This window comes from Pseudomonas sp. GW821-FHT04D07, assembly GCF_059420225.1.
In genome coordinates, this window is the sequence record NZ_JBWKTH010000007.1 from 131,804 (window position 1) to 157,358 (window position 25,555).

19 protein-coding genes and 1 pseudogene are annotated in these 25,555 nt (G+C 61.4%); 11 read left to right on the forward strand and 9 right to left on the reverse strand.

Translation table 11 applies throughout. The annotated features are described in order from the left end of the window. Nucleotides 1–103 precede the first annotated feature (103 nt). Complete coding sequence (locus tag AC07T0_RS11720; protein WP_495001325.1) at nt 104–646, reverse strand: hypothetical protein; 543 nt, start codon at nt 644–646, stop codon at nt 104–106. Between the two features lie 361 nt (nt 647–1,007). On the opposite strand from AC07T0_RS11720, the gene AC07T0_RS11725 reads away from it, so the two are divergent. From AC07T0_RS11725 to AC07T0_RS11735, 3 genes are all read left to right on the forward strand, one after another. Next, nucleotides 1,008–3,077 carry an AsmA family protein gene (locus AC07T0_RS11725; protein WP_495001326.1) on the forward strand — a complete coding sequence of 690 codons (2,070 nt, stop codon included), beginning with the start codon at nt 1,008–1,010 and terminating at the stop codon, nt 3,075–3,077. A 121-nt stretch (nt 3,078–3,198) separates the two neighbouring features. After that, entirely contained in the window at nt 3,199–4,089 is an 891-nt protein-coding gene (locus tag AC07T0_RS11730; RefSeq protein WP_495001327.1) for an esterase/lipase family protein, read from the forward strand. Between the two features lie 367 nt (nt 4,090–4,456). Continuing rightward, on the forward strand, nt 4,457–4,741 hold the full coding sequence (locus AC07T0_RS11735) for a hypothetical protein (protein WP_495001328.1): 285 nt from the start codon (nt 4,457–4,459) through the stop codon (nt 4,739–4,741). 127 nt (nt 4,742–4,868) lie between these two features. On the opposite strand, the gene AC07T0_RS11740 is transcribed toward AC07T0_RS11735, so the two are convergent. Continuing rightward, nucleotides 4,869–5,816 carry a LysR family transcriptional regulator gene (locus AC07T0_RS11740; RefSeq protein ID WP_495001329.1) on the reverse strand — a complete coding sequence of 316 codons (948 nt, stop codon included), beginning with the start codon at nt 5,814–5,816 and terminating at the stop codon, nt 4,869–4,871. 131 nt (nt 5,817–5,947) lie between these two features. On the opposite strand from AC07T0_RS11740, the gene AC07T0_RS11745 reads away from it, so the two are divergent. The 4 genes from AC07T0_RS11745 (at nt 5,948) to AC07T0_RS11760 (ending at nt 12,977) form a co-directional block, all read left to right on the forward strand. Continuing rightward, a complete protein-coding gene (locus AC07T0_RS11745) occupies nt 5,948–7,471 on the forward strand; it encodes a CoA-acylating methylmalonate-semialdehyde dehydrogenase (RefSeq protein ID WP_495001330.1) in 1,524 nt (507 codons plus the stop codon). A 14-nt stretch (nt 7,472–7,485) separates the two neighbouring features. Next, nucleotides 7,486–8,370, forward strand: a complete 885-nt coding sequence (gene mmsB, locus AC07T0_RS11750; protein ID WP_495001331.1) for a 3-hydroxyisobutyrate dehydrogenase — start codon at nt 7,486–7,488, stop codon at nt 8,368–8,370. 326 nt (nt 8,371–8,696) lie between these two features. Next, nucleotides 8,697–11,060, forward strand: a complete 2,364-nt coding sequence (locus AC07T0_RS11755) for a DNA polymerase II (RefSeq protein ID WP_495001332.1) — start codon at nt 8,697–8,699, stop codon at nt 11,058–11,060. Nucleotides 11,061–11,498: 438 nt separating this feature from the next. Then, nucleotides 11,499–12,977 carry an NCS1 family nucleobase:cation symporter-1 gene (locus AC07T0_RS11760; RefSeq protein ID WP_495001333.1) on the forward strand — a complete coding sequence of 493 codons (1,479 nt, stop codon included), beginning with the start codon at nt 11,499–11,501 and terminating at the stop codon, nt 12,975–12,977. A gap of 79 nt (nt 12,978–13,056) precedes the next feature. Here the strand turns inward: AC07T0_RS11760 and AC07T0_RS11765 are convergent, their stop codons facing one another. Together AC07T0_RS11765 and AC07T0_RS11770 are read right to left on the reverse strand one after the other, a co-directional pair. After that, the gene (locus tag AC07T0_RS11765) at nt 13,057–13,404 is read right to left on the reverse strand and encodes a cupin domain-containing protein (RefSeq protein ID WP_103496138.1); all 348 of its coding nucleotides are present in this window, start codon (nt 13,402–13,404) and stop codon (nt 13,057–13,059) included. Between the two features lie 39 nt (nt 13,405–13,443). Further along, nucleotides 13,444–14,376: a LysR family transcriptional regulator gene (locus tag AC07T0_RS11770; RefSeq protein ID WP_495001334.1), complete on the reverse strand. Its 933-nt coding sequence runs from the start codon at nt 14,374–14,376 to the stop codon at nt 13,444–13,446. A 202-nt stretch (nt 14,377–14,578) separates the two neighbouring features. On the opposite strand from AC07T0_RS11770, the gene AC07T0_RS11775 reads away from it, so the two are divergent. Then, on the forward strand, nt 14,579–15,346 hold the full coding sequence (locus AC07T0_RS11775) for a sulfite exporter TauE/SafE family protein (protein WP_495001335.1): 768 nt from the start codon (nt 14,579–14,581) through the stop codon (nt 15,344–15,346). Between the two features lie 48 nt (nt 15,347–15,394). Here the strand turns inward: AC07T0_RS11775 and AC07T0_RS11780 are convergent, their stop codons facing one another. Next, complete coding sequence (locus tag AC07T0_RS11780; RefSeq protein WP_495001336.1) at nt 15,395–17,473, reverse strand: polysaccharide pyruvyl transferase family protein; 2,079 nt, start codon at nt 17,471–17,473, stop codon at nt 15,395–15,397. After that, entirely contained in the window at nt 17,464–18,750 is a 1,287-nt protein-coding gene (locus AC07T0_RS11785; protein WP_495001337.1) for an ABC transporter ATP-binding protein, read from the reverse strand. The genes AC07T0_RS11780 and AC07T0_RS11785 overlap by 10 nt, the downstream gene beginning before the upstream one ends. A gap of 450 nt (nt 18,751–19,200) precedes the next feature. On the opposite strand from AC07T0_RS11785, the gene AC07T0_RS11790 reads away from it, so the two are divergent. The 3 genes from AC07T0_RS11790 to AC07T0_RS11800 all read left to right on the forward strand — a co-directional run bounded on the left by AC07T0_RS11790 (nt 19,201) and on the right by AC07T0_RS11800 (nt 21,842). After that, on the forward strand, nt 19,201–20,112 hold the full coding sequence (locus tag AC07T0_RS11790; protein WP_495001338.1) for a LysR substrate-binding domain-containing protein: 912 nt from the start codon (nt 19,201–19,203) through the stop codon (nt 20,110–20,112). 260 nt (nt 20,113–20,372) lie between these two features. After that, the gene (locus AC07T0_RS11795) at nt 20,373–21,266 is read left to right on the forward strand and encodes an NAD-dependent epimerase/dehydratase family protein (RefSeq protein WP_495001339.1); all 894 of its coding nucleotides are present in this window, start codon (nt 20,373–20,375) and stop codon (nt 21,264–21,266) included. Between the two features lie 207 nt (nt 21,267–21,473). Further along, the gene (locus AC07T0_RS11800; protein WP_495001340.1) at nt 21,474–21,842 is read left to right on the forward strand and encodes a glyoxalase superfamily protein; all 369 of its coding nucleotides are present in this window, start codon (nt 21,474–21,476) and stop codon (nt 21,840–21,842) included. Between the two features lie 55 nt (nt 21,843–21,897). On the opposite strand, the gene AC07T0_RS11805 is transcribed toward AC07T0_RS11800, so the two are convergent. The 3 genes and pseudogenes from AC07T0_RS11805 to AC07T0_RS11815 form a co-directional block, all read right to left on the reverse strand. After that, nucleotides 21,898–22,761: a methyl-accepting chemotaxis protein gene (locus AC07T0_RS11805; protein ID WP_495001439.1), complete on the reverse strand. Its 864-nt coding sequence runs from the start codon at nt 22,759–22,761 to the stop codon at nt 21,898–21,900. Between the two features lie 39 nt (nt 22,762–22,800). Then, nucleotides 22,801–23,820, reverse strand: a pseudogene (locus tag AC07T0_RS11810) (methyl-accepting chemotaxis protein); the annotation flags it as partial. A 262-nt stretch (nt 23,821–24,082) separates the two neighbouring features. After that, nucleotides 24,083–25,549, reverse strand: coding sequence for an ArnT family glycosyltransferase (locus tag AC07T0_RS11815; protein WP_495001341.1), 1,467 nt, complete (start codon nt 25,547–25,549; stop codon nt 24,083–24,085). Between the last annotated feature and the right edge of the window lie 6 nt (nt 25,550–25,555).

Consider the following 25,555-nt stretch of genomic DNA (forward strand, 5'->3'; position numbering starts at 1 on the left):
CTTTGTCGGCGTCGAACCAAGAGAGAGGGGAGCGAATGTTCAGAACCCTGAAATGTCAAAGCCCGATCCAAGGGACCGGGCTTTTTTCCAGGCCAGCAAGGCCTTAACTCAGGCTGCTGTTGCGTTCGATCACGCGGTCACCGCCGCCTTCGACCAGGCCTTTCTCTTCCAAGCGAGCACGACCGCCTTCGGCAACTTCGCCATTCTTGCCGGTGAAGGTGTGGTCGGAGCCATCGGCAGCCAGGGTTTGACCTAGAGGTGTACGGTCAGAACCGTTCTCGCTGACGGTTTCGCCGTGCTTGCCGACGTAGGTGTGGTCGGAGCCATCGGCAGCCAGGGTTTGACCCAGAGGTGTGCGGTCAGAACCGTTCTCGCTGACGGTTTCGCCTTGCTTGCCGACGTAGGTGTGGTCGGAGCCATCGGCAGCCAGGGTTTGACCCTGAGGTGTGCGGTCAGAACCGTCGGAAGCCAAGGTTTGACCCTGAGGGGTACGGTCAGAACCATCGGAAGCCAATGTGTTCAGCACTTGGCTAACGGTTGCATGGCTGGCTTGAGCTTGTGGTGCGGCCTGTTCACGGGCTGGCAACGCGTAGGCATTGGCAGCCAGGACGGCAAGGGTGAGGCTAAGCAGCAATTGGCGTTTCATGATCGGGTGCTCCGTAGGAGGGCGATAAAGTGGGTACGAAGCTAATGCTACTCTTGCAAAGTCGATATAAAAGTTCATAAGCGCAATGGTAATAATCAACGGAATTGATTGTTCTACCCAAACCCCTCTAGACCGGGGCTTACAGGCTGTTACCTATGCCCTGTGATGGGTATTTTCGACCCACTGCTGCGCCACACAGGTGCGTGCATGGAACGAAAAACTGGCGGATCGGTCAGGACCGTTCGTTGCCGGCCGTTGTCGATTAATGGCTTTTGGGGTTAAACCTTGTCGGGTATTTGCCGGTCGTAAAGGCATAATGCGTCGATTTTTGGACGCTCAGTCGTTCTAGGAGCCCTGTGCAATGACGCGCACTCGAAAGATTCTTGCCGGGACCGGTGCCAGCCTCGTCCTCCTCTTGGCCGTACTGGTTGCCGTCATCGCCCTGTTCGATTGGAACCGGGTCAAGCCGCCGATCAATGCCAAGGTCTCGGCCGTCCTGCATCGCCCCTTCGCCATCAATGGCGACTTGTCTCTGCACTGGCAGCGGGAAGCGGACGAGGGCGGCTGGCGGGCCTGGGTGCCGTGGCCGCATCTGATCGCCGAGGACCTGACCCTGGGCAATCCTGACGGGTCGAAGAACCCGCAGATGGTCACGCTCAAGCGGGTCGAGTTGCGTCTTTCGCCGTTGCCGCTGCTGGCGCGGCAGGTGGTTATTCCGCGTATCGATCTGACCGAGCCGAATGCCAACCTCGAACGGCTGGCTGATGGCCGTGCCAGCTGGACCTTCCAGTTCGATCCCAGGGACCCGAATGCCGAACCGTCCAGCTGGGTGGTGGATATCGGTGCCATCGGCTTCGACAAGGGTCATGTCACCCTCGACGACCAGAACCTGAACGCGCACCTGGACCTGGTGATCGATCCGTTGGGCAAGTCGATTCCGTTCGGCGATATCGTCGGTGACAAGGCGGCGAAAAAAGCCCTGGAAAAGGGCTCGGCGCCCCAGGACTATGCCTTTGCGCTGAAGGTCAAAGGTCAGTACCACGGCCAGAACCTCGCCGGCAGCGGCAAGATCGGCGGCTTGCTGGCCTTGCAGGACGCCGCCAAGCCTTTCCCGGTCCAGGCCGACGTGAAGATCGCCGACACCCGGATCGCCATCGCCGGGACCCTGACCGACCCGCGCAACCTCGGCGCCCTGGATCTGCGTCTGACGTTGTCCGGCTCCAGCCTGGGCAACCTCTATCCGCTGACCGGCGTCACCCTGCCGGATTCGCCAGCGTATGAGACCGACGGCCATCTGATCGCCAAGCTGCGCGATCCTGCGGGTGCGGCGTTCACCTACGAGCGCTTCAACGGCAAGATCGGCACCAGTGATATTCACGGTGACCTCACTTATCTGGCGAGCCAGCCACGGCCCAAACTCAGCGGCACCCTGGTCTCCAATCAACTGCTGATGACCGACCTGGCGCCGCTGATCGGTGCCGACTCCAACGCCAAGCAGAAGGCCCGTGGCGGTGAAAGCCAACAGCCGGCGGACAAGGTGCTGCCGGTGGAAGAGTTCCGTACCGAGCGCTGGCGCGATATGGACGCCGATGTGGAGTTCACCGGCAAGCGCATCGTCCACAGCAGCGAGTTGCCGTTCACCGACCTGTATACCCACCTGGTGCTCACCGACGGCGAACTCAGCCTGGAGCCCCTGCGTTTCGGTGTGGCGGGAGGCAATCTCGATGCGCAGATCGGTCTCAATGGCCGTACCACGCCGATGCAGGGCCGGGCCAAGCTGACGGCGCGCAACTTCAAGCTCAAGCAACTGTTCCCGACTTTCGAACCGATGCAGACCAGCTTCGGTGAACTCAATGGCGATGCGGACATCGCCGGCACCGGCAACTCGGTGGCGAAATTGCTCGGCAGCGCCAATGGCGACCTGAAGATGCTGGTCAACGATGGCGCCATCAGTCGCGGGTTGATGGAGATCGCCGGACTTAACGTGGGCAACTACGTGGTCGGGAAAATCTTTGGCGACAAGGAAGTGAAGATCAACTGCGCGGCGGCGGACCTGGGGATCAAGAGCGGCCTGGCGACCACCCGGCTGTTTGTCTTCGATACCGAGAACGCGATCATCTACATCGACGGCACGGCCAACTTTACCAACGAGCAGTTGGACCTGAAGGTCACGCCGGAGTCCAAGGGTTTGCGCCTGTTGTCCTTGCGCTCGCCCTTGTATGTGCGGGGCAAGTTCATCAAGCCCGATGCGGGTGTGCAGGCGGTGCCTTTGATGTTGCGCGGTGCGGGTATGGTGGCCCTGGGCGTGATTGCCGGGCCGGCGGCGGGGCTGCTGGCGCTGGTAGCACCCAGTGGTGATGTGCCGAACCAGTGCGCGCCATTGCTGGAGCAGATGAAAGCGGGCAAGGCGCCGAAGACGGTGAAGGGCTGAAAGAGCGACCTGGTACCGTCGGGTCTGCTCGCCACAATGCATTTGTCATCTTCAATGCCGATGCTTTGCTCTTCGCAATGCAGCCAGGCGTTGGCTTTTGACCTTCAGGGACACTCACGGGATGCCGCAAGAACTTGCCACACGTTATCCGCTGGTGCTGGTACCGGGCATGCTCGGCTTTGTTCGCCTGGTATTTTTCCCCTACTGGTACGGGATTGTTCCGGCGTTGCGTCGTGGTGGCGCGCAGGTGTTTCCGGTGGCGGTCTCGCCGCTGCATTCCAGTGAGGTGCGCGGTGAGCAGTTGCTGGCGCGGATCGAGCAGATCCGCCGTGATACCGGGGTCGACAAGGTCAACCTGATCGGCCATAGCCAGGGCGCGCTGACTGCCCGTTATGCGGCGGCGAAGCGGCCGGAGTGGGTGGCCTCGGTGACCTCGGTGGCCGGCCCCAATCATGGCTCGGAACTGGCGGATTATTTTGACCAGCACTATCCCCGTGAGGGGCTGCCGGCTCGTCTGCTCAGCCTGGCGCTTTGTATGGTGGCGCGGGTGATGGGGTGGCTGGACACGGGCCATTACGGGCTGAGGCTGCCGATGGACCTGCCGGCGTCACACCAGTCGCTGACCAGCGAAGGGGTTGCACTGTTCAATCAGCAATATCCCCAAGGGTTGCCGCAGAGCTGGGGCGGGCAGGGCGATGAGTGGGTGAATGGGGTGCGTTACTACTCCTGGTCCGGGATCTTGCAGCCGGGGATCACGGATCGTGGGCGCAATCTGTTCGATGGCACCAACCGTAGTTGCCGGCTGTTCGCCAAAACCTTTGTGCGTGAGGCCGGGCAGTGCGATGGTATGGTCGGCCGCAACAGCTCGCACTTGGGGACGGTGATCGGTGATGACTATCCGCTGGATCACTTCGATATCGTCAACCAGTCGTTCGGGTTGGTGGGCAAAGGCGCGGAGCCGATCCGGTTGTTTGTCGAGCATGCTCGGCGGTTGAAGCAGGCGGGTGTCTGAAGCGAGGTGCTTAAAGCTGATTGCCTTGCCGCAGAGAGTGAAAATGCCATCGCTGGCAGCGGTACTGGCACGTATTTCAGGGTGTAAAAGCGGCAGCTATTCGGCGGGGCGCTGGACTATAGTTCGGTGGTCATCGACGAATCGGTGACCGGTCTTAGCCGATCGAAACTGTTACGAAACGCAGAAGCGCCCTATGATGTCGGCGCTTTTTGCTGCCTGGTTTTTTGCTATGGCGGCTGTACGTGGGACACCTGCGGGTGTGCCGGGTTTCGTAATAGTCCCCGGTCGGCTAACCCGCGTACAGCTGCCACCCTCGTTTGTTTAGCCGCAGATGTTGGTGACTCTATGACTATTACGGAGTGACACCATGACCAATTTCCGCCCGCTACAAAGCAACCTCACTGACGCCCCGGTGCTCTACCTCAAGCTCGATGTCCCGGTGCGCAATCTCTACGAATTTGCCATACAGCGCCTGAAGGCTGCTCGCGACCTGAGCCACAGCCTGACCTGCATGAGCATCGGCAATACCTGCGACCGCGATCTCCAACACTTCGCCTCAGCGGCCTATCTGCTGTTGCAGGATGGCTGCGATGCGTTGGATGCAATGCAGGGGCGATTCACGGATCGTCAGCCAAGTGCCTGGCAGGCCTGATCGGAAAAAACGCGGATCTGAAAACACCACACAACCTTGTAGCAGCGTGGCTTGCCCGCGAAGCTTTTAGCGATCTTGAGGGCCCCTTCGCCGGCAAGCCAGCTCCCACAAGGGATCGCACCCGGTCTCAATCGTGGAAAACCATGCTCCGCGTTTCCCCCATCAACAGCGCCTGATTGCGCTCCGTCACGTCCCGAATGTAATCCCACAACAAGGTAATGCGCTTCAGCTTGCGCAAATCCTCCCGGCAGTACATCCAGAACTGCCGGGTGATATTCACCTCATCCGTCAGCACCGGCAGCAACCTCGGGTCCTCGGCCGCGAGGAAGCATGGCAGGATCGCCAGCGCCCGGCCTTGCTGCGCCGCGACAAACTGGGCGATCACGCTGGTGCTGCGCAAATTCGCCGTGGCATTCGGCAGGGCATTGGCCAGGTACAGCAGCTCATTGCTGAACGCCAGATCATCGACATAGCTGACAAACCGATGCCGCCCCAGATCACTGGCACGACGGATCGGCGGATGCTGGTCCAGATATTCCTGGGTCGCATACAACTGCAAACGATAGTCACACAGCTTGCAGCACACATACGGCCCATGCTCCGGGCGCTCCAGTGCAATGACGATATCCGCCTCGCGCTTGGACAGGCTGATGAAGTGCGGCAACGGCAGGATATCGACGGAAATCGCCGGATACGTATCGACGAAATGGCTCAGCTGCGGCGTGATGAAAAAGCTGCCGAAGCCTTCCGTGCAGCCCATCCGCACATGCCCCGACAACGCCACCCCAGACCCAGACACCTGCTCGCAAGCCATATGCAAGGTGCTTTCGATGGACTCCGCATACCCCAACAAACGCTGGCCTTCGGCGGTCAGCACAAAACCATTGGTCCGGGATTTTTCAAAGAGCAAGGTGCCTAGCGCACCCTCCAACGAGCTGATACGGCGCGACACCGTGGTGTAGTCCACCGCCAGACGCTTGGCCGCGCTGCTAGCCTTGCGGGTACGGGCGACCTCGAGGAAAAACTTCAGGTCGTCCCAGTTCAATGAGCCCAAAGACGTGATGTTTTTTTGCATGTTGGTCCGGTTTTTATGTGCATTCTTATTAGAAGAACGCACATCTATACTCCAAAAACAGTCCAGTCACCATGCTCGGGCGCTGCCTCGCCCGCTACGGATTCGGCCCCACAATAATTCAGGAGACTTCCATGAACGTTTCTCTCAAGCCCGACACCACCCTCAAGACCGCCAAGCTGCTGATCAATGGCGAGTGGGTCGAATCCCAGACCAGTGAATGGCACGACATCGTCAACCCGGCCACCCAGGAAGTCCTGGCCAAAGTCCCGTTCGCCACCGCCGCTGAAGTCAACGCCGCCATCGACGCCGCGCATCGTGCCTTCCAGACCTGGAAGCTGACCCCGATCGGCGCGCGCATGCGCATCATGCTCAAGCTGCAAGCGCTGATCCGCGAACACTCCAAACGCATCGCCGTGGTCCTCAGCGCCGAGCAGGGCAAGACCATTGCCGACGCCGAAGGCGATATCTTCCGCGGCCTGGAAGTGGTGGAGCACGCCTGCTCCATCGGCTCCCTGCAAATGGGCGAGTTCGCCGAGAATGTCGCCGGCGGTGTCGACACCTATACCCTGCGCCAGCCCATCGGTGTCTGCGCCGGGATCACTCCGTTCAACTTCCCGGCAATGATTCCGCTGTGGATGTTCCCGATGGCGATTGCCTGTGGCAACACCTTCGTCCTCAAACCGTCCGAGCAGGATCCGCTGTCGACCTTGCTGCTGGTGGAACTGGCACTGGAAGCCGGTGTACCGCCAGGCGTGCTGAACGTGGTGCACGGTGGCAAGGAGGTGGTGGATGCGCTGTGCACCCACAAGGACATCAAGGCCGTTTCCTTCGTCGGTTCGACCGCGGTCGGCACCCATGTCTACGACCTCGCCGGCCGTCACGGCAAGCGCGTGCAGTCGATGATGGGCGCGAAGAACCACGCGGTGGTGCTGCCCGATGCCAACCGTGAACAGACCCTCAACGCTTTGGTTGGCGCCGGTTTCGGCGCGGCCGGCCAACGCTGCATGGCCACCTCGGCGGTGGTGCTGGTGGGCGCGGCGAAACAATGGCTGCCGGACCTCAAGGCCCTGGCGCTGAAGCTCAAGGTCAATGCCGGCAGCGAAGCGGGCACCGATGTCGGCCCGCTGATTTCCAAACGGGCGAAAGCGCGCGTACTGGGCCTGATCGAAAGCGGTATCAAGGAAGGCGCCAAGCTCGAGCTGGACGGTCGCGATATCCAGGTGCCGGGCTTCGAACACGGTAACTTCGTCGGCCCGACCCTGTTCTCCGGGGTGACCACCGACATGCAGATCTACACCCAGGAAATCTTCGGCCCGGTGCTGGTGGTGCTGGAAGTCGACACGCTCGACGAGGCGATTGCCTTGGTCAACGCCAACCCATTTGGCAATGGCACCGGCCTGTTCACCCAGAGCGGCGCCTCGGCGCGCAAATTCCAGAGCGAAATCGATGTCGGCCAGGTCGGCATCAATATCCCGATTCCGGTGCCGGTGCCGTTCTTCAGCTTCACCGGTTCGCGCGGTTCCAAGCTCGGCGACCTCGGTCCGTACGGCAAGCAGGTGGTGCAGTTCTACACTCAGACCAAGACTGTCACCAGTCGCTGGTTCGACGATGACAGTGTCAACCATGGTGTGAACACCACCATCAATCTGCGCTGAGCGAGGAATCTGCCATGAAGATTGCATTTATCGGCTTGGGCAACATGGGCGCGCCGATGGCGCGCAACCTGATCAAGGCCGGGCACAGCCTGAACCTGTTCGACCTGAACAAGACCGTGCTGGAGGAGCTGGCCGCCCTCGGCGGGACCATCAGCGCATCGCCGAAAGCCGCCGCCCAGGGCAGCGAGCTGGTGATTACCATGTTGCCGGCCGCGGCCCATGTGCGCAGCGTCTGGCTGGGCGAGGACGGTGTGCTGGCCGGTATCGGTCGCGGCGTTCCGGCGGTGGATTGCAGTACCATCGATCCACAGACCGCCAAGGATGTCGCGGCGGCGGCGGCCAAGCAGGGCGTGGCGATGGGCGATGCGCCGGTGTCTGGTGGGACTGGCGGTGCGGCGGCCGGGACTCTGACCTTTATGGTCGGCGCTTCGGCGGAGCTGTTCGCCACCCTGCAACCGGTGCTGGCGCAGATGGGTCGCAATATCGTCCATTGCGGCGAAGTGGGCACCGGGCAGATTGCCAAGATCTGCAACAACCTGCTGCTGGGCATTTCCATGGTCGGGGTCAGCGAAGCCATGGCCCTTGGCGCGGCACTGGGGATCGACACCCAGGTACTGGCCGGAGTGATCAACAGTTCCACTGGGCGTTGCTGGAGTTCGGAAACCTATAACCCCTGGCCGGGGATCGTCGATACGGCGCCGGCCTCGCGTGGTTATACCGGTGGTTTTGGGGCCGAGTTGATGTTGAAGGATCTGGGGTTGGCTACGGAAGCGGCGCGTCAGGCGCATCAGCCGGTGGTGCTGGGCGCGGTGGCGCAGCAGCTTTATCAGGCGATGAGTTTGCGCGGGGACGGTGGCCTGGATTTTTCGGCGATCATCAATGCCTATCGCAAGCCGTAGGTCTGTGGGGGCGGGGATTGGGGGATTGACGGATCGTTGCAGCGCCGCGAAGGGAGCACCGCGGTGTGCCTGCAAGACCGCGGTGCTCCCTTCGCGGGCAAGCTCCGCTCCCACAGGGTTTTTCGTATGACGGTATTGTTGTGTTGGAACACCGCTTTGAATGTGGGAGCGGAGCTTGCCCGCGAAGAACGATAATGCGGTGTATCTGTAAGACCGCAGCCTTCTCTTCGCGGCGCAGCGGCGATGCGACAAGCTCCGCTCCCACACACCTGGCCGCCCAGGACGCGTAGAATCATCCCCCTGAAAATGCTTTCGAGGTGCGGGTGGTGGATCTACAGCAGGGTTTTGTCCTGACCCGGCATTGGCGCGACACCCCCGCGGGCACGCAGGTCGAGTTCTGGCTGGCCACCGACAACGGTCCCCGGCATGTCCGGCTACCGCCGCAACCCTCCGTCGCCTTCATTCCCGTCGCCCATCGTCAACGTGCCGAAGCCTTGTTGCGCGGTGAGCGCGGAGTCGAACTGCGCCCGCTGGAACTGCTGGACTTTCACCACCGTCCGGTTCTCGGCCTGTATTGCCAGCAACACCGGCAGCTGATGAATATCGAAAAGTTGCTGCGCAAGGGCGGCGTCGATGTCTATGAAGCCGATATACGCCCGCCCGAGCGCTTCCTGATGGAGCGCTTTATCACCGCGCCGGTTCAGTTCGACGGCACCGCCAGCGCGGACGGCCCGCTGCTCGATACCCAGATGAAACCGGCGCCGGACTATCGTCCGCGCTTGAAGCTGGTGTCGCTGGATATCGAGACCACCATGCAGGGCGAGCTGTATTCCATCGCCCTGGAAGGCTGCGGCGAGCGCCAGGTGTACATGTTGGGCCCGGCCAACGGCGATGCCACGCAGGTCGATTTCAAGTTCGACTACCGTGACACTCGTGCTGGGTTGCTCGAAGCCCTGAACGACTGGCTGGCCCTGCACGACCCCGACGCGATCATCGGCTGGAACCTGGTGCAGTTCGACCTGCGTGTACTGCATGAGCACGCCGAACGCCTGAAGGTGCCGCTGCGCCTGGGACGTGATGGCGACGTCATGGGCTGGCGCGACAACGGCGCCCGCAATACCCACTACTTTGCCGCCGCCGCCGGCCGCTTGATCATCGACGGCATCGAGGCCCTGCGTTCGGCCACCTGGAGCTTCCCTTCCTTCAGCCTCGAATACGTGGCGCAACACCTGCTCGGCGAGGGCAAGTCGATCGACAACCCGTACCAGCGCATGGACGAGATCGACCGCATGTTCGCGGAGGACAAGCCCGCCCTGGCGCGCTACAACCTCAAGGACTGCGAGCTGGTGACGCGAATCTTCGACAAGACCCAGTTGCTGACCTTCCTGCTGGAGCGCGCCACGGTCACTGGCTTGCCCACCGACCGCAGCGGCGGTTCGGTGGCGGCTTTCACCCATCTCTATCTGCCGTTGATGCATCGCCAGGGCTTCGTCGCGCCGAACCTGGGCGAGCGCACCCCCGAAGCCAGTCCCGGCGGTTTTGTGATGGACTCGCGGCCCGGCCTGTACGAGTCGGTGCTGGTGCTCGATTACAAAAGCCTCTATCCGTCGATCATCCGCACCTTCCTGATCGACCCGGTGGGGCTGGTGGAAGGTTTGCGCCATCCCGAAGACAGTGACTCGGTGCCCGGCTTTCGTGGCGCACGTTTCTCGCGCACGCGGCATTGCCTGCCGGCCATCGTCGAGAGCGTCTGGCAGGGGCGGGAGACGGCCAAGCGCGAACACAACGCGCCGCTGTCCCAGGCCCTGAAGATCATCATGAACGCCTTCTACGGCGTACTCGGCTCCAGCGGCTGCCGCTTTTTCGATACGCGCCTGGCGTCCTCCATCACCCTGCGCGGTCACGAGATCATGCGCCGGACCCGACAGTTGATCGAAGCCCAGGGTTACGCGGTGATCTATGGCGACACCGACTCCACCTTCGTCTGGCTCAAGCGTGCCCACAGCGATGAAGACGCCGCGCAGATCGGCCGTAGCCTGGTGGCCCAGGTCAACCAATGGTGGCGTGAGCATCTGCAACAGGAACTCGGGCTGAGCAGTGCCCTGGAGCTACAGTTCGAAACCCATTTCAGCCGCTTCCTGATGCCGACCATTCGTGGTGCCGAGGAGGGCAGCAAGAAACGTTATGCCGGCCTGGTGACCCGTGCCGACGGTAGCCAGGAGATGATCTACAAAGGCCTGGAAACCGTGCGCAGCGACTGGTCGCCATTGGCCCAGGACTTCCAGCAGGAATTGTATCGGCGGATCTTCGACCGGGTGCCGTATCAGGACTATGTACGTGACTATGTGCGCCGGACTTTGGCGGGGGCGTTGGACGACCGGCTGGTCTACCGCAAGCGCCTGCGCCGCCAGTTGGGCGACTACCAGCGCAATGTGCCGCCGCATGTGCGGGCGGCACGCCTGGCCGATGAGTACAACGATGCACAGGGCCGGCCTCGGCAGTACCAGAACGGTGGCTGGATCAGCTACGTGATCACCCTGGCCGGGCCCGAGCCGCTGGAGATACGCCGCGCGCCGATTGACTACGACCACTACATCACCCGGCAGCTACAACCGGTGGCGGACGCAATCCTGCCGTTTGTGCAGGATGATTTCGGCACCCTGATCGGCGGGCAGTTGGGGCTGTTCTGAGCTGGGTCCCGGGGGTGAACTTCAGCGATATCTGGCACCAGATTGGCGCAAGGTGTGCACCGCTCTCGCTCCTTGGCGCGGCCAAGCCGCCACCCCCGTATCGCTCGAATGATCTTCGGTACGCCTTTGCAGCACAAAAGCGGCCGCGATGCCCTTGCTCGCAAAATAAGCGTCTACGCTGAACGAGCACTCCAATGAACAATTTTAGCCATTGGATGTATCCATTTTTATGCGTTTAGTCGCGTCAATCGAAAAGTCTCCATGCAGTACAGCCCCTTCAAGATCGGATCTGCGTGTACCCATAAGACGGAGCATGATTTTTCTGGCGCGTATTTTGCTGAAGCGTGTTTATCAGGCTTGAGGTTGTAGCCAATATCGCGCGCATATGTATTCAAAAATAACGCCAATCAGAATGCGAAAAATCATGGGAGTTACCCAATGTCTATCGATGCAAATCAGGTCCCGGTGGTCGTCATCACCGGCGCACACGCCCAGCTCTACAACCAGGACCTTGCCCCCACGCCGCCGGAGGGACGCACCTGGGGGACGTTCAGCCTGTTCTCGATGTGGATGTCCGACGTTCACTCGGTAGGCGGTTATACCTTTGCCGCCAGCCTGTTCTTTCTCGGGCTGACGGGTTGGCAGGTGTTGCTCTCGATGATCGTCGGGATCACGATCGTCTACTTCCTGATGAACCTGATCGGCAGGCCGTCGCAAAAGTACGGCATCCCGTTTCCGGTGGTCGCGCGCATGTCTTTCGGTGTCAGGGGCGCCAACCTCGCGGCGGTCGTGCGCGGGGTCGTGGGTATCGTCTGGTACGGCGTGCAGACCTATTTCGCCTCCAAGGCCGTGCAGGTTCTGGTGATCGCGGTGCTGCCCTCGGCGGCGGCGTTCACCCACAACAGCCTGCTGGGGCTTTCCACGCTGGGCTGGATCAGTTTCGCCTTCATGTGGTTCTTTCAGCTGGTGATCTTCCTCGCCGGGATGGAGACGATTCGCAAATTTATCGATTTCTGCGGCCCGGTGGTCTATGTGGTCATGTTCGCGCTGGCTGGCTGGATGATCTCGAAGACCGGCCTGGACAGCTTCTCGATGCAGTTCACCGACAAGCACTTCACCGGCCTGGAGTCGATCGGCCTGATGGCCGGCGCGGCGATGCTGATCGTGGCCTACTTCGCCGCGCTGCTGCTGAACTTCGGTGACTTTTCCCGTTTCGCCAAGACTGAGGCGGTGATGAAAAAGGGCAACTTCTGGGGGCTACCGGTGAACTTCATCGTCTTCGCGATCATCACGGTCATCGTCACGGGCGGTTCGATGAAGGTCTTCGGCGAGGCCATCATGGACCCGGTGCTGATTGTCGAAAAAATCAACAACCCACTGGTCTCGATCATCGGCGCGATCACCTTCATCGTCGCCACCATGGGCATCAATATCGTGGCGAACTTCGTCTCGCCCGCCTATGACATCGCCAATCTGGCGCCGCAGAAAATCAACTTCAAGCTGGGTGGTCTGATCACGTCGATCCTGTCGGTGCTGGTCTGCCCATGGCTGTTCGTCTCAAGTCCCCAGGCGATCACGATATTCGTGAGTATCTTCGGCGCTGTGCTGGGGCCGATGTTCGGCATCATGGTCGCCGACTACTATCGGGTGAAGCGCCAGGTCATCAAGCTGGAGGATTTGTACAGCCTGTCGCCGAGTGGCTCGCTGTATTTCGAAGGTGGTTGGAACACCAAGGCGTTGTTTGCGCTGATCGTGTCGGGAAGCCTGTCGATCGGCCTGGCGTTGCTGGGTGCCTTTGGCTTGATCGTGAATGTCGGTGACTGGGGATGGCTGATCGGTGCCAGCAGTGGCGCGCTTATCTATGTGGTGGCCAGTCGCGTCGGGACGACGGTTTCAGCGCTCGGCGAAACCGTCTAGCAGAACCGCGGGGGCCGGGTGAAACGACGTGACAGGGTTGTCCGTCGGTTCACCAGCGGTCAGTTCCGGCTGCGCGAAATCAGGCGAAGACGAAGTACTTGCGCACGGTTTCCACCACTTCCCAGGTGCCTTTCATCCCGGGTTCGATCACGAAGATATCGCCGGCACGCAGGTGGATCGGCGCCAGGCCGTCCGGGGTGATGATGCAATAGCCTTCCTGGAAGTGGCAGTACTCCCACTTCAGGTACTCGACCCGCCATTTGCCCGGGGTGCAGATCCAGGTGCCCATGATCTTGCTGCCGTCTTCGCTGGTGTAGGCGTTGAGGTTGACGGTGTGCGGGTCGCCCGCCAGTTTTTCCCATTTGCAGGCATCGAGGACCGGCAACGGGTGGGTGTCGCGCAGAACGGTGATCGGTGGATTGGACATGTTGGGCTCCGGGCGCAGGTTCGTGAGGAAGCCTGCACCCTAGCGGTCGCCGGAGCCGGGCAGTTGTCCAGGTTCGACATCGACCTGCCCATGAGCGCATAAAGCCTCGAGCAAGGCCTGGGCGTAACCCGGCAGGTGTGCGAACGAACGGGCGCACAGCAGCAGCTTGCGCCGGGCCCAGGGCTCGGGCAGTGGACGGCTGGTAAAGGCCGCCGCGCCCGGCCAACGCTCCAGGGTCGCCTGGGGCACAATGCCGGGACCGGCACCGCGGGCGACCATGCGCAACACGCCGTCAAAGCTGTCGGCTCGCACCCGCAGTTGCAGGCGCGTTCCCAGGTGCAAGGCCTGTTCCTCCAGGTACACCGCCAGGGCGCTGCCGGCGGGCAGGCCGACCTGTTCGTGGCGCAGGGTATCGCTGAAGCGCAGATGCGGCTGCTGTGCCAGGAGGTGGTCCAGGGGGATCGCCACCACCAATGGATCGTCGCAAAAGGGGCGGGTCTGCAGGTCCAGGGTGTCCACCGCATCGGAGACGATGCCGATTTCCGCCGCGCCCTGGCTGATGGCGTGGACAATGCGCAAGCTGGGCAACTCCTGCAGGTCTAGGTCGATATGCGGGTGGTTGCGCAGGAAGTCGGCGAGCCGTTCTGGCAGGTATTCGCTGATCGCCGCGCTGTTGCCCAGCAGGCGGACCTGGCCTTTCACGCCATGGGCGTACTCGGCCAGGTCCTGGCGCAGGCGTTCGGCCTGTTGCAGCATCAGTCGGGCATGCTGGGCCAGGGCCTTGCCGGCGGGTGTGGGGCTGACGCCACGGCGACCGCGCAGGAAAAACGCTGTGCCGAAGGAGGTTTCCAGGGCCCGTATCCGCGCACTGGCGGCCGGCAGCGACAAATGACTGCGCGCGGCTCCGGCGGTGATATTGCCGGCATCGAGGATATTCAGGTACAGCCGAAGGTCGATCAGGTCAAAGTACATTCATACACTCGATTCGGTACGCCGCTCCCCTAATGTAGGAGCCAGCTTGCTGGCGATGGCGGCCGTCAGGGCAATGCAAGACTCAAGGATCTCATCGCCGGCAAGCCGGTTCCCACAGGTTGAATCTGCCTCTCATTATCCAAGAGGCTAGCTCAATGCATGACAGATTTTCAAACCCATCGCCCGGGTCCAGTCTGTCGCCATGAATACATTCCTCGAGTTTTACCAAAGCCTGGGCCTGGCCCTTTCCCTGCTGGTGCTGGGCACCTTTCTGCTGGCGGGCATGATCAAGGGCGTAATCGGCCTCGGGCTGCCGACGGTTGCCATGGGCTTGCTCGGCCTGGCTATGGCGCCGACGCAGGCTGCGGCCTTGTTGATCATCCCAGCGACCTTGACCAATGTCTGGCAACTGGCGGCGGGCGGGCACCTGTCGACCCTGCTCAAACGTCTGTGGCCGATGTTACTGGCGATCTTCCTCGGCACCGCTGCCGGCACCTGGTGGTCGGGCGGGATGGACGGCGGTCATGGGATGGCGCGGGCGTTGGGCGCCGCCTTGCTGCTGTATGCCTTGAGTGGCCTGTTTCTACCGGTGCTGCGAGTCGGTACTCGAACGGCGCGCTGGCTGGGCCCGGTCTGTGGGCTGGTCACCGGGCTCATCACCTCGGCTACCGGTGTGTTCGTGATTCCTGCGGTGCCTTACCTGCAGGCGCTGGGCTTGAACAAGGATGAGCTGGTGCAGGCGCTGGGCCTGTCGTTCACCGTTTCGACCCTGGCGCTGGCCCTCGCTCTGTTCTGGCGTGGGGCGCTGGGGGAGGGGGCCCTGGGGGCTTCATTGCTGGTCTTGCTCCCGGCGATTCTCGGCATGCTGTTCGGGCAATGGTTGCGCCAACGGGTCAGTGCCACGTTGTTCAAGCGGGTGTTCTTTATCGGCATGGGCCTGCTGGGCGGGCATCTGCTGATCGGTGGTTGATGTTTGACGTAACCGGGAACGGAGGACTCCGGCCCCGGTCTGTTTCAATCAGTCTCGTGGGTAGCTGTGCAGCGGCGTGGTATCGCCAGATGGCCACATCGAGCTTTCGGAGCCGGGCTGGTAGAAGGTCACCGTCATGCTTCGGCGCGAGATTCGTTGCTCAGAGACGACGGGAGAGACGGCGTGCCAGGAGTTGTTCGAACGCACCAGCACGGCAGAGTTGCCCACCAGTGGCTCGACCCGCGCGGCCACCGCGGCGGGGTCCTTGCCGCGCAGGATGTTCAGGCAGCCGCCATGGGCCCGATCCCAGGACTCATTGAAATAGAGAATATGCGTGACCCGTTTGTCCGGCAGGTCCGGATGGGCGCCGAGGCTGGCCCCCGGGCCGTAGTGGAAAACATTCACTTCCATCGGTGCCTGGCGCAGGTCCTGGTCGGTCAAGGCGCTGAGGGCCTCGCGATAGGCGGCGCTGCACAGATCCCGGGCAAGCCGGCGCCAGACATCGCTCAGTTCCGATTCGTAGGCAATGGCCTTGCTACCCATGGGTAACAAGGCGCGGGCCTCATACTCATAATCCTTTTCGCCGCCATAACCGGCCACGGTCTTGAAATGATCGTGGGGATAGGTCGCGGCCAGGGCGGCCGCGTCTTGCGCCGAATACAGGTTGCCGATTTCGGCCCATGCAAACGGGTCGCTCTTGAGTGCGCCGTGTTTGAGCGCCGACAGGTTCAGGATGGGTTGCATTTGTCGCGCTCTCAATTTTCTGAAACCACGCCCCAGCGAGCGCAAAGGCGCTGTGAGTTTGAAACTGTTGGAGTTTTGCAGCGTCATGATCGCCTTCTCGCTGAGCGCAAGTTGTTCTGTCAGTAGGAAGATCTGTCGCTGCCGTGCGTTGAGCTCGATATTCAGAAAGTCGAGCGTAGGTGCTGGCGGTTCTGTCAGTGCCGGGGGCTGGTTATCGCCGCGTTCAAGCAAGGTGGGCAGATGTTGCCAGAAGCGATTGAGGGCGCGGCGCGACGAGGTCTTCCCTTGGACGATGATGTTCGCGACCTGGTCCCAATAGGTGTTCAGCTCCACCGCTGCGGTTTTTAGCGACAGGGGCGGCTGGGTTTTGCCAATCCGTGAAGTGAACCATTGCACCGTCAGTTCTTCCTCTTTCGGCAGTGCATGCATCTGACCCATTTTGGCCAGTGCGGTGTATTTGCCAGTGCTCAGGTCCGCTGTGGAAAACACCGGCACGCCAAAGACCAGGGCGCTGATGGACAAGTGATAGCTGTGACCGATGACCGCTTGGGCATGGCCGAGGATCTCCGCCAGCAGTAGCGGGTCCGGCCAGAAAGGCAAGGTGATGGTGTTGGGGATACGCGTTGTCACCACCATGTGATGGTCACCCAGCACCGGGCCGATCGGCATGACCAGCAGGCGGTAGCCGGCTAACGCCTCCGGGTGTTGTTCGAACAGTTGTAAAAACGGCTCAACCACGTGAATCGACTGGATAACGATATACGGCGCACCCAGCCCGCAGGTCCCGCACAGCTTGGCAAAGGCCGCGCTGGGGTGTTGCTCGTCGATCAGGCTCGGCAGGTTAAAGGCGGTATCGGGCAGCACTTGAATGTCGGTGTTGGGGCTGAGCTCTCTCAGGCTGGCGCGTGACGGCTCATCCCGGACCCGCACACATTGGCTGTGTTCCAGCGCGAGCTTGAGCAGGGGCGTGCTCCACTCGGGAATATCATTGCAATGCATGCCCGGAGCGTTCCAGACCACCGGGACGCCATGCTGCTGGGCAATCAGCGCCGGCGATAGCCAATAACCCGTGGGGTGATGAATATCCGGGCTGGGAGGCGCGTAGCCATGGGCGACGACCTTGTCGAAGCGGATGATGAAACCACCGCCGATCAGGACGCCGTCGAGTTGCTCGGCCAATTCCGGCAGTTCGGTTAGCGAAGTAACGGTATAGGGCCACTCGGCTTGAGTTTTTGCATTGTAGGAAAAACGATGCAGTTGAACCGAGCCAAGGCGCTTGCTTAATTCGGCTTCGGCGAGGATCGGGAACAGCAAGTCACCATAGTTCTCTACATCGAAAGTGCCGAAGATTCCGATGTGCCAGGTACGTGCAGTCATTTGCATGGTGCGATTCCGTTATTGAATAGAGGATTTTCCCGGGCGGATACGTCGACGGCCTGTAAACCCAGATCGACAACCCCAAGAAAATTTTCGGCGTTGGGCAACATCTCGAAAGCCAACGGCGCGACTTGCTTTTCGATCAGTTGGGCGGTGTGTTCGATCAGCCCATCCATGAGTTTGAGGGTGATGTGATAACGACCTGCCGCCAGCTTTGCCTTGAAGGTGATAGTGATTGAAGCGCGCTGCCAGCCGTTTTCCTCCGGCTCTACCGAAAGCGCCAGGTTGGCGCCGCCGATGACCAGCAGGTGGGCTTCTTGAAGGGTGAGGCTGATCGACGGGTGGCGGACCGATGTTTGAATCCGGGCCTGGACGTGGATCTCGATATTTTCGCCGTACAGGTAGGCGGATGTCAGCGCTTGTGTATTGGTGAACACGGCGCTGCTGATATGCCCCTCGGTGGTGCCGAAGGCGATACCGTCCCGGGTGTCGAGGAAGGACTTGCGTGTGACGGCGATATTGCCTCCGGAGGCCCCGCGTCGCTGTTCATCACGCATGTCGAGCAGGTACAGCTCGGCCATGTCTTCGGGAGTACCGCTGGCAACCAGTTGGCCTTGGCGCAGGTAAATCACCCGGTGGCAGAAGCGTTTGACCAGGCTCATATCGTGGGACACGAACAGCAGCGTGGTGCCACTTTTGGTCAGGGCCTCCAGACGGTTCAGGCACTTGAACTGGAAGGCCGCGTCGCCCACGGAAAGCGCTTCGTCGACGATGAGGATGTCCGGCTCCACGCACACCGATACCGCAAAGGCCAACCGTACCAGCATGCCGCTGGAGTAGGTCTTGGTCGGTTGGTCGATAAAGTCGCCAATGTTGGCGAAGGTCTGGATCTCTTCGAAGCGGGCGTCGATCTGCGCCGACGTCAGGCCCAGGACCGCGGCGTTGAGGTAGACATTCTCTCGACCGCTGAATTCCGGATTGAAGCCAGAACCCAACTCCAGCAGGGCGGCAATCCGGCCTCGGACCTGGAGGTTGCCCTGGGTGGGCGTCAAGGTGCCGCAGATCAACTGCAAGAGCGTGGATTTTCCGCTGCCGTTGCGGCCAATAATGCCGACGGTTTCGCCTCGGCGAATTTGCAGTGACAGGGCTTTGAGCGCCCAGAACTCACGATAAAACTGCTTGCGGTTGCGCAGCAGCATTTGCAACAGGCGGTCTTGGGGAGCGTCGTAGATCTGATAGCATTTGCTCAGGTCTTGGACATCAATTGCGAAATCAAGCGACATTGGCAAGTCCGTTACACATCATACAAGCATCCTTAAAGCACCCGTCTCGTTTGCCTCGGTGCATAACCGAAAGGTCGGTGAGGCACAGTTGTTTTCGTTGTCGGCGAAAGGAGTCGTTCTTTTCTCGGCTTTGAGCGGGAGCCTGTCCCGTGTCTATCGTGTCATGCTTGCGCGACTGAGAATAAGTGATAATTGAGGCTTTCGATATATCGAATTATACCGGTGTGGCAAACAGTCTGTCTTGAAGCGCAGCGACGTGGAACAGGGCGAGTTTTGCCGGGATATTGGCGTCAATAAGCCTCTAAAAATCGTAAGTTAGTTAAGGGAAGCAACGTCTGAAGACGGAGCAGGCCAGTGTGATAATTGTGTTTGGATTAATACATTTCAGACAAAATAAAGTGGCCGTGGAATACGGCGACTGTTGAGCAAGTTTTCCATGAGGGATAGCGGTTGAAAGCCAGATCCGATGAGTTGCAGATCTTCGTGTGTGTCATCGAGTGCGGCTCGATTTCCGCCGCGGCTGAACAGGTCGGCCAGACGCCCTCGGCGGTCAGCCGGAGCCTGTCGCGGCTTGAGGCCAAGTTGGAAACCACCTTGATCAACCGCACCACGCGGCGCATGGATTTGACCGAGGAGGGCAAGTTCTTCTTCGAGCGGGCCAAGCAGATCCTGGCGCAGATGGATGAACTGGAAGAGCGGCTGTCCTTGCGTCAGCAGACGCCCGCCGGACGCCTGCGGATCAATGCCGCTTCGCCCTTCATGTTGCACGCGGTGGTGCCTTATATCGCGGAGTTTCGCCGCCTGTATCCGGATATCCAGCTGGAGCTCAACAGCAACGACCTGATCATCGACCTGCTGGAGCAAAGCACCGATATCGCCATTCGTATCGGCAACCTGGCGGACTCGACCCTGCATGCGCGCTCCCTGGGCAGCAGCCCGCTGAATATCCTCGCCAGCCCCGCGTACCTGGAGACGCATGGGATACCGGCCAGCGTCAGCGAGTTGTCCGGGCATACGTTGCTCGGGTTCACCCAGACCGAAAGCCTCAATCACTGGCCGTTGCGGCATGCCCAGGGCGACCGCTGGCAGATCCAGCCGGGCATCAGCGCGTCCAGCGGCGAGACCTTGCGCCAGTTGGCGCTGGAAGGGCAGGGCATTGTCTGCCTGTCGCATTTCATGACCCATCAGGACATTCAGGCCGGGCGCCTGCAGGTGATTTTGCCCGAGGCCAACAGTGGCTATCGCCAGCCGATTCACGCGGTGTACTACCGCAACTCGCAACTGGCATTGCGGATCCAGTGCTTCCTCGATTTTATCCAGGGCAAGCTGGCGGGTTATGCCGATCCGGTGTTGGTCGGTTAAGGCAATGCGCCGCCTGAGACCACGGCGTCACCTGTAGGCGCCGGCTTGCTGGCGATGGCGGTGGTGAATGTGGCATCGCAATCGCCGGCAAGCCGGCTCCTACAAGGACCGTGCAGAGTCAGCGTTTTACGGGGAAGTGCCGGTTGTACTCAGGCAATTCGTGATTCCTGCGCAAGAGTGAATTGGGTCATCCAGGCTTATTCGGCACGGATAAGTCTTCGATACTGGATCCATCACTGACCCCTGCACGGAGTTTCTCCATGAACGTTTTCATTACCGGCGCCGCCGGCTTTATCGGCGGCTCCATCGCCACCGGCCTGGTCAAGGCCGGTCATCAGGTCACGGGCCTGGTACGTAGCGCCGGGCAGGCCGAAGACATGCGCCAACTGGGCATTACCCCGCTTATCGGTACCCTGGATGACAGCACCCTGCTCGCTGAGCAGGCGCGTCGGGCCGATGCGGTGATCAACGCCGCCAGCAGCGACCATCGGGGTGCGGTTGAAGCCTTGCTCGGCGCCCTGCGCGGTTCCGACAAGGTGTTCCTGCACACCAGCGGTTCGAGCATCGTCGGCGACGCATCCGGCGGCCTGGCCAGCGACAGCATCTACCACGAAGACCAATTGCCCGCACCCACCGTCGACAAGGCCGCGCGCGTGGCCATCGACCATCTGGTGCTGGACGCGGCGGCCTTTGGCGTGCGTTCGGCGGTGCTCTGCAACACACTGATCTACGGCCACAGCCAGGGTGTGAACCGCGACAGCGTGCAGTTGCCGCGGCTGCTCAAACAGGCGCGCAAGAGTGGCGTGGTGCGGCATGTCGGCACGGGCCGGAACATCTGGTCCAACGTGCATATCGATGATGTGGTGGCGCTGTATCTGCTGGCACTGGCCAAGACCCCGGCGGGCGCCTTCTACTTCGTGGAAAGCGGCGAGGCGGCGTTTTTCCAGATGACCACCGCCATGGCCCGGGCCCTGGGCCTGGGTGAACCGCAGGACTGGCCGCTGGCCGACGCCGAGGCCGAATGGGGTTATGAAATGGCCAACTATGGCCTGGGCTCCAACAGCCGGGTGCGCGGCAGGAAGGCCCGCGAACTGCTGGGTTGGGTGCCCAAGCGCACCTCGGTGACCGAGTGGATTCTCAACGAGATGGTGTGAAGGAACAGCGGGTCGATCGCTTCCGGGCCTGGGTGGCGATCAGCCCGACCAGGCTCTGGGATCTGCTCGCTTGTCTGCGCGCACGGAGGCTTTACGACGCGGTTTTTGCGAGGCGCTTCGCGCTTTTAGTAGTAGTGGCATCTGGCTATTAAAGAATCTGCTTTCCAGGCCGAAGCGCTTTAACTCAGGTAGCCAGGAAGACCCGTCATGAGCTTCGGTAAAACCACTCCCATCTTGCGTATCGAAGACGAAGGCAAGGCCTTGGCGTTCTACGTTGACTTCCTTGGGTTCAGCGTCGATTGGCGGCACCGTTTCGAGCCCGGGTTTCCCCTGTACCTGCAAGTGTCCCGGGGGGATTGCGTGCTGCACCTGAGCGAGCACACTGGCGATGCCGCGCCGGGGGCGGCGTTGCGCATCGAAACCGACGAACTGGAAGGCTTCAGGGCGCAGTTGCTGGACAAGGCCGGCGATGCTGAACCGCTGGAGATCCAGGCGATGCCCTGGGGCAGCCTGGACATGGCGATTTACGATCCGTTCGGCAATCGGCTGGTATTTACCCACGCGATTTGCGTCTGACAGCGTCCGCCGGCTCCACAGTTTCCGTTCTGTGGGGCCTGGCGAGACAGTGGCGTTACACGCGGAAGTGGCTGACCATCATCTGCAACTGATTACCCAACCGGGCCAGCTCGACGCTGGACGCCGCGGTTTCGTCGCTGGCGGCGGCGGCCTGTTCGGACACATCGCGCACATTGACGATACTCCGGCTGATTTCCTCGGCCACCGCGCTCTGCTGCTCGGCTGCCGCGGCGATCTGCTGGTTCATCGACTGGATGTTCGACACCGTGCGGGTGATGTTCTCCAGTGAGACGCCGGCCTTGCGGGTCAGGGCGACACTGCTGTCGGTCAGGTTGCGGCTGTTGTTCATCACGTTCGCCACTTGCTGGGTACCGTTCTGCAAGGCGGCCACCAGGCCCTCGATCTCTTCGGTGGACTTCTGGGTACGCTGGGCCAGGCCGCGCACTTCGTCAGCCACCACGGCAAACCCGCGTCCGGCTTCACCGGCCCGGGCCGCCTCGATGGCGGCGTTGAGTGCCAGCAGGTTGGTTTGTTCGGCCACGGCCTTGATCACATCCATGACCGCGCCGATCTTGTCGCTTTCCTGTTGCAGCACGGTCATGGCTTCGGTCGAACGCACCACTTCGGTGGCCAGGCGTTCGATCTGGGCAATGGCCTCGCCGACCACCTTGTCACCTTCACGGGCTTCACCGTCCGCGGCGGCGGCGGCCTGGGAGGCCTGTTCGGCATTGCGCGCGACCTCCTGAACGGTGGCGGTCATTTCGTGCATCGCCGTGGCCACCTGATCGGTTTCGATTTTCTGGCTGTTGACCCCGGCGCTGGTCTGTTCGGTGACCGCCGAGAGTTCCTCGGCGGCGCTGGCGATCTGGGTGACACCATCGCGGATACCGCTGATCAGGTCGCGCAGGGTGCTGCCCATGCGCTGGATGCCTTGTTGCAGCACACCCAGTTCGTCACGGCGGGTCACCACCAGGTTGTGGGTCAGGTCACCGGCGGCAATGCGCTCGACCACACCGAGGGTCTCGCGGATCGGGCGGGTGATCTGCCGAGTGATGACCACAGCGGCGAGAATCCCGACCAGCAACGCCAGCAGCGTACTGCCCAGTTGGAAGGTGCGGGCCTGGGCGCTTTCGCTGTCGCGTCGGTCCAGTTGGATCTGATACAGCGCTTCGCTGCGAGTGACGATGTCGGTGCCCTGGTCGGTCATTTCCTTGCGCGCCTGGGCGATGCCGGCGTTGGCCGCTTTGTAGGCCTGCAAGGCGCTGCGGTAGTTGCCCAGGGCCGTCTCGAGCTGGGTCACGGAGGCCTGTTCGGCACTGCTGAAGGCTTGCGCCAGTGCTTTGAGCCCGTCGATCGCTTCGCTCAACTGATTGAAGGCTTTCTGCTCGGTGTCCGGGTTGCTGTTGGCGGCATAACCGCGCACTTCATAGCGGGTCAACTGAAACTGTTCCTTGGCCCGGGTGATGGCCTGGAAGCGTTCGAAGCGGCCTTCCTCGCCAGGCTGCATGTTCAGCACCTGGTCGTGGATGGCGTTGATCAGCTTGTTGACGGTCTCGGCGTTGTCACCCATGGTCTGGCGGGCGCCGTTGCCGGTGCGATAGGCATCGCGCATCTTGTTCAGCGATTGCTGGTATTGCGAGATAAGGTCGGCCTGCTCTTTGAGCAGCTTGAGGTTTTCCGGGCTCTTGAAGCTGCCGATCAGCTTTTGCTGCTGGGCGATGAAGGCTTCCAGGGTGACCTGCACGTTCTGTGCGGCGGTTTCGTTGCCATCGGCCAGCATATATTGCAGGCGGGCCACGCGCAGTTTGGTCAGCGAGGCGTTGAGCTGGGTGATGTCGCTCATCCAGTTGCTGCGATCGATCAGGCCGCCCAGGCTGTTCCAGCCGGTCAGGGCCAGCATGGTGGTCAGGAGCAGCACCAAGCCGAAACCCAGGCCAAGTTTCAGGTTGACGCTGATATTGCCAAACCAGCTATTCATCGAATTCCTCCAGGAACGTTGTGTTGCGTGCTATCGGGTGGCTGGAAGGTGTTGTTTTTGGAGCCAGCTGAATTTGTTGGTAGAGCTTCTATCGGCGGTAACACAGATAGCTGAACGATATTTTGTCATACAGCATGTTTCTGTGTTGTGGGGGCGAGGATAGCCGTGTTTGTCGTTTGGCTGTTCGTGAAGTCGGTTTCGGGTGAAAAAAAACCGGCGCTACGAAGGCACCGGTTTTTTGGGGGGGAGCGTATGGGGGCGTTTATTGCCCGTAGAAGTTATACAGACGCTTGCCGCCGATGGTGACACTGCTCAGGACCTTGGCCGGTGCCGGAGGTGCCGGGATTTTCAGGCCCTGGTCGACAATGACCACATTGTCCGGCGAGGCAGCCAGGAAAGCGCTCAACTCGGCTTCGGTCATCAACACTTGTTGCTGGCGTTGGGTATAGAACACGGTCGAGGCCAGGCGCTCTTCCGGCTGGAACAGCGCAACCTGCTTGCCGTGGGCCTGCAGTTCGATGACCTGGTCGGTCAGCGGTTTGAAGGAGTTCTTGACGTCGGAGCGCGACTCCAGCGCTGCCGCTACCAGGTAGCCGCCGACCACCAGCGCCATCAGCCCCATTGCCAGGGGCCGGTGATGTTTCACCAGTTTGGCGCTGAAGGTCGAACTGGCCGAGCGTCGACGCAGCCACTCGAGGATCACCACCGAGTACTCGGCGGCGATGATGGCGGCGGCCGGAGCCATGGACATCAGGTAGACCATGCGCTTGCTGGAGGCCAGGGTCAGCAGGGTGAACTGGGCCAGGATCCAGACACTGGCGAACAGCAGGTGGCGGTTGTCCACCAGGCGTTTGCGCAGGTTCCACAGGCCCAGGTACACCAGCAGGTTCCAGGGCAGGAAGGCTTCCGGCAGCTTGGCCAGGTAGTAGTAGAACGGTTCATAGTGTCCGGCGGAGGTGAAGGAACCGCTGAAGCGGCCGACGCTGTTGGCCCACAGCACTTCGCCGATGGCCTGCAGGCCGCCGCGCTGGTAGAGCAGGCATAGCCAGATCAGCAGGGGGATCAGCCCGAGCGCGGTGAACAGCGCCGGACGCAGCCAGTCGCCAAGGCTGAAGCGTTTGTCGATCAGGCTTTGGCTCACCAGGTAGACGAAAATCACGATACCCGGCAGGGCAAGGCCCAGTACGCCCTTGCTCAGGGTCGCGATCACGATGCCGAGGGCGAAGACACACCAGGCGCTGAGGCTCGGGTTACCTTTTGCGCGTTGCTCGGTGGCGCGGAAGAAGGCCAGCAGGGCCAGGGTCACCCCGAGGCTGAGCAGCGCGTCTTCGCCGACCTGGCGCGCGTTGCCCAGGTAGCTGGCCATGGTGGCGAGCATCGCGGCGGCGGTCCAGGCCAGTACGCTGGGGCGACCGATTTTGCGCAGAAACGCAAAGAGCGCAAGCACCGTGAACAGGCCGGCGAAGGCCGAGGCGAGGCGCACGGCCAGGGGCGTGCCGCCAAACAACTGGATGGCGCCGGCGTCGAGCCATAGGCTCAGCGGTGGTTTTTCCAGGAAAGGTTCACCCAGCAGGTGCGGAGTGACCCAATCCTGGGTCAGGTGCATTTCCATCGCGATCCCGGCCACCCGGGATTCCGTGGAGCCTTGCAGCTCGTGGTTACCCAGTCCGAAAAAGAACAGTAGGCCACCCAGAAGGAGCAGGAGGAGAAAGGGGCGTGTCATTCGCATAGTGAT